The sequence below is a fragment of the Microbacterium sp. genome, from assembly GCF_052099035.1.
Classification (GTDB): domain Bacteria; phylum Actinomycetota; class Actinomycetes; order Actinomycetales; family Microbacteriaceae; genus Microbacterium.
This window is the reverse complement of sequence record NZ_JBQDSX010000065.1, coordinates 1-2,308: the sequence shown is the minus strand read 5'-3', so window position 1 is coordinate 2,308 and position 2,308 is coordinate 1. Positions and strand designations below refer to the sequence as shown.

At 67.9% G+C, this 2,308-nt stretch carries 3 protein-coding genes; 1 reads left to right on the top strand and 2 read right to left on the bottom strand.

The features are described 5' to 3' along the window. Positions 1 to 141: 141 nt before the first annotated feature. On the bottom strand, positions 142 to 939 hold the full coding sequence (locus tag ACTIAO_RS14580) for a hypothetical protein (protein ID WP_441906922.1): 798 nt from the start codon (positions 937 to 939) through the stop codon (positions 142 to 144). 88 nt (positions 940 to 1,027) lie between these two features. Between ACTIAO_RS14580 and ACTIAO_RS14575 the strand changes: the two genes are divergently transcribed. Beyond that, positions 1,028 to 1,591, top strand: coding sequence for a MarR family winged helix-turn-helix transcriptional regulator (locus ACTIAO_RS14575; RefSeq protein WP_441906921.1), 564 nt, complete (start codon positions 1,028 to 1,030; stop codon positions 1,589 to 1,591). Position 1,592: 1 nt separating this feature from the next. Here the strand turns inward: ACTIAO_RS14575 and ACTIAO_RS14570 are convergent. Next, the coding region (locus ACTIAO_RS14570; RefSeq protein WP_441906920.1) for an MFS transporter at positions 1,593 to 2,308 on the bottom strand (716 nt) is incomplete at its 5' end.

The window sequence follows — 2,308 nt, the reverse complement described above, 5'->3', positions numbered from 1 at the left end:
CGTTTTCCTCCCCCGCCCCCGCGCCCCTCTCCCACCCCCGGGGGGGGGTTTTTAACCCCCCCCCCCAGTGGGTTGTTTCCCCCTCCCCCCCCCCCCCCCGCGGGCGGGTGATGCCCTGAGGCCGGGGGGTGGGGCTGGAGGTCAGCGGTCGTCGTGACCGCGAGTGAATCCGGCCTCGAAGCCGCGCTCGTAGGCACCCTGCGCGAATCGCGCGAAACGTGCGCGCGCGTGGCCGTGGCCGCCGCGGTGACCGTGCGGTCCACCGTGGCCGCGGTGGCCTTCGCGGCCGTGCGCGAAGTCGTGCTCGCCGTGACGGCAGCTTTCGTGCGCGCCCATCTCGGGTGAGCCGTGGCCTTCGTGACCGAACCCGCGGCCTCCGTGACCGAACCCCTGCTCGTGACCGAACCCGTGCTTGTGACCGAACCCGTGCTCGTATCCGAACCCGTGCCCGTATCCGAACCCGCGGTGCCCGTGCCCGTGACGGCGCCCACCGTGACCGTGCCCTCCGTGACGGCGCCCGCCACCACGCGGCAGGGGCGTGTTCTCGTCCCAGCCGAACGCTCGGGCGAGCTGCTCGAGCGTGGCCACGGTGGTGGCGAGATCCTCAGCGGGAACCGCGTCGGTGATCTTCGCGCGGATGCCGTCGACGATGCCGCCGAGGCTCTCTTTGGCCGCACGGCCTTCATCGGTCAGGGTCCAGGTGCCATCGGCATCCGTCACCCAGCCGAGGTCGATGAGCCGGCCGAGCTTGTGTGCGGAAACCGGGCGAGCGTCACCGGAAACGGTGCCGTCGATGCGGTTCAGCAGTCGCCATTCGCGACGCGTGACGCCGAACGACTCGAACGCTGCGGCGAACTCGGCCGCCATCAGGCGGTCTGTGGCCTTCAGCCAGAATCCGAACGGACGGGATGTCTCTTCATTGTTGTTGATGCTATTCATGGAAAAGTCCTTTGCTTGTAACTATGCATGTATATGTAGTGTGACATGCAATATGAATCCATGTCAAGTTGCATGTAAAGTCTGATGTGTGAGCACAGAGAACCCTGACCCCGCCGAAGCCATCGCGCACGCCCTGTCTCAGCTGCGCGGGCGTCGTCCTTTCGGGCCCCGCCACATGCACGGCGGACCGCACGGCGAGCACGGATCGCATCACGAGCACGGCGGACACCACGGGGGCAGCCACGGATTCCGCGGCGCACCGGAGTTCGGCCCGCCGCCGTGGATAGGCGGGGCGGGCGGAGGGCGAGGTCGCCTCGGGGGTCCGGCATGGATCCGGATGCTGGATGCTCTCGCCACGGCATCCGAACCGCTCAGCGTCAGCGCTCTTGGCGAAGCGATCGGCGTCGATCAGCCTCGCGCGTCACGCCTCGTGCAGCAGGGCGTCCAGCGGGGGCTCGTTCAGCGTGAGGCCGATCCCGAAGACGCGCGGCGCACGCGCATCGCGCTGACCGACGAGGGGCGGAAGATCGCGCGAGGTATGCGGGGCGAGCGGCGCGAGGTGCTCTCGAAGGCGCTCGAATCATTCACGGACAACGAAAAGAGCGAACTGGCCCGCCTGCTCGGCAAGCTCGCCGACAACTGGAGAAGCTGAATCAGCTCACCCGCTGCGACTTCACCGGCAACAGCAGCAGGAATCCCGCCAGCAGTACGAGGATGATGCCCAGGATGCCGAATGCCGTGTCGTGGGTGAGCACGATCAGCAGCGTCCAGGCGCCGGATGCCATCCAGCTCGCCGCGCGCCCGGTCGTGGCGTAGAGGCCGAAGATCTCGCCCTCGCGTCCGGCGGGAGTGACGCGAGCGAGGAAGGATCGGGATGCCGCCTGCGCAGGCCCGACGAATGCGCACAGCAGCAGTCCGCCGATCCAGAACACGAGCGATCCGGCATCCACGAGGAAGAAGACCGCAAGCCCCGCGATCACCATCGCCCCCAGCGCGAACAGGATGATGCGCTTCGGGCCGAACCGGTCATCGAGGCGTCCGGCGAGGATCGTCGATACGCCGGCGATGAGGTTTGCGGCGATGCCGAAGATCGCGAGCTCGAGGAACTCGAAGCCGAACACCTGGCCGGCGATGATCGCGCCGAAGGCGAAGATTCCGCCCAGACCGTCGCGGAAGACCGCGCTGGAGAGCAGGAACCAGAACGTCGGCCGCGTCTCGGGGGAGCGGTACAGCCCGATGACGTCCCTCACGAGCAGCACGTAGGAGCGGAAGAAGCCGACCTTGCGCTCCGGACGACCCAGCGACGGCTCCGGCACATTCAGGAAGATCGGGATGCTGAAGATGATCGCCCAGATGGCGCATCCGACCG